Consider the following 2258-nt stretch of genomic DNA (forward strand, 5'->3'; position numbering starts at 1 on the left):
CCCACCCGCCCCGCAGCGGCATCCGGGCGCGTTGCGCGGCGAGCGCGAAGATCCGCGGGTTCGGCTTGCTGACCCCGGCCTCCTCGGAGATCACCCAGTCGGCGACGTACCGGTCCAGCCCGGTGTTGCGGATCTTGGCTTCCTGGTACTGCGCCGTGCCGTTGGTCACCACCACCGGCATCCAGCCCGCGTCGTCGGCGATCCGCAGCGCGCAGGCCACCAGCGGATCCAGCCGGGTGTACGCGACGACCCCGTCGCGCAGTTCGTCGACCAGGTCGATCGCGGGGATGCGCAACGCGTAGCGGTCGCGGATGGCGTCCGCGAGGTCCCACCGGTCGGTGAGGCCGTCCGCGTCGAGGGAGACCAACCAGTCGATGTCGTCCGGTGGTGCCCCGATCTCCGCCAGGAACCACTCGCCCCAGGCGCGGAACGACCCTGCGCGATCGAGCAGGGTGTTGTCCAGGTTGAGCAGGAGCAGCGGCACTCGGGCACCTTACGGGAGAGAGAGCGGGCGTCGACAGGGCCGAGTGGCCTGCCGACGTCCCGTCAGGCCGGCAACACTGTTCGGGGGAGCCGCGCCTCGGCGGATCGGTCGGCGGCCGGGGTGGGTGCGCCCCGGGTGGTCGGGGGTACGGGCACCGAGGCGACCGGGGGCGTCGTCACCCGGCGATCCTATCGGGCGCGCCACGTCCCGCTCTCCCCGCGCAGGAACAACCCAAGCCGTACGTACGGTTTGCGTAACGGACGGTCAGCTGGGACGATCGCACCTGTGCCCAGAGTAAGCCAGGACCAGCTCGACGCGCGCCGGCAGGAGATCCTCGGCGCGGCACGGGCCTGTTTCGCCCGGCACGGCTACGAGGGAGCCACCGTACGCCGGTTGGAGGAGGCGACCGGGCTCTCCCGCGGCGCGATCTTCCACCACTTCCGGGACAAGGACTCGCTGTTCCTCGCCGTGGCGGAGGACGACGCCGCCACCATGGTGGAGACGGTCGCCCGCAACGGTCTGGTCCAGGTCATGCGAGACCTGCTCGTCGGGGCGGTCTCCCCGGACACCACCGGTTGGCTGGGCAGCCAACTGGAGGTGTCCCGCCGGCTGCGTACCGACCCGGCCTTCGCCCGCCGCTGGGCCGAGCGCTCCGCGGCGATCGCCGAGGCCACCCGCGAACGGCTGGCCCGCCAGCGGGAAGCCGGAGTACTGCGCGAGGACGTCCCGATCGACGTACTGGCCCAGTTCCTCGAACTGGCGTACGACGGGCTGGTGCTGCACCTGGCGATGGGCCGGCCCGCCGGCGACCTCGGTCCGGTGCTGGACCTGGTCGAGGAGGCCGTACGCCGGCGCTGACGCCGTTGCGTCTCGGTTCGGTCACCCCGCCGCCGGCACGGTTCCCCCGTGGCGGCGCTGCTCCACAATGAGGCCGCGACCCCGCGTGACAACAGGAGCAGTCATGACCGTCCTCTCCGCCCCGGGCGACACCTGGGGTATCCCCGGGCCCCTTTTCCTCGGCCTCTACCTGACGGCCGTCCTGGTGGCGGTCGTCGGCGCGCTCGTGCACCGGTCCCGCGTCCTCGCCGGGCAGAAAGCCGCCAGCGCCGGTCGGCTCGACCCGCAGCAGGTGGCGTACCTCAACGGCGGCGACCAGCTCGCGGTCTGGTCCGCGCTGGGCGGGCTGCGCGGCAGCGGCGCCGTCGGTGTCCGGCCCGACCGGCGGCTCACCACCGGTGCTCCCCTGCCGGCCGGGGCGACCCCCCTCGACCAGGCCGTCCACCACGCCGCCCGGCGACACCTGTACGCCCGGGAACTGGTCCGCGACGGGTGGGTGGTCCGCGCCCTGACCGACCTGCGCGGGGGCCTGGAGCGGCAGGGTCTGGTGCTCTCCGACGCGCAGCGCAGCGCCGCCCGCGGCGGCTCACTGGTGCTCGTCGGGCTGCTCGCGCTCGGCGCGATCCGGGCCGCCACCGGCCTGGCCAACGACCGACCCGTCGGGTTCCTGCTGCTCACCCTGGTCGCCCTGGCCGGCACGGCGGTCCTGCTGAGCCGGGTGCCACGGCGGACCCGGGCCGCCGACGCCGTGCTGCGTGAGCTGCGGCGGCGCCACGCCCACCTCATCCCCGCCTCCGCGCCGGCGTACGCCACCTACGGCCCGGCCGGGGCCGCCATGGGCGTGGCCCTGTTCGGGACCGTCTCGTTGTGGGGCCTCGACCCGGGCTTCGCCGAGCAGGCCGAGATCCAGCGGCAGGCGTCGGGGATGGGCGGGTCC

The 2258-nt window shown here is 74.2% G+C and carries 3 protein-coding genes; 2 read left to right on the forward strand and 1 reads right to left on the reverse strand.

Features of this window, described 5'->3' with window-relative positions; translation table 11 throughout:
- Window positions 1-484: HAD family hydrolase (locus tag E1182_RS30265; RefSeq protein ID WP_132271147.1), on the reverse strand; the 484-nt coding region annotated here is incomplete at its 3' end.
- Between the two features lie 285 nt (window positions 485-769).
- Here E1182_RS30265 and E1182_RS30270 point away from each other — a divergent pair.
- Window positions 770-1342 (forward strand): TetR/AcrR family transcriptional regulator, encoded by a 573-nt coding sequence (locus tag E1182_RS30270; protein ID WP_132271148.1) that lies wholly within the window; start codon window positions 770-772, stop codon window positions 1340-1342.
- A gap of 103 nt (window positions 1343-1445) precedes the next feature.
- On the forward strand, window positions 1446-2258 hold an 813-nt coding region (locus E1182_RS30275), incomplete at its 3' end, for a TIGR04222 domain-containing membrane protein (protein WP_132271149.1).

Source organism: Micromonospora sp. KC721 (genome assembly GCF_004348355.1).
Classification (GTDB): Bacteria; Actinomycetota; Actinomycetes; order Mycobacteriales; family Micromonosporaceae; genus Micromonospora.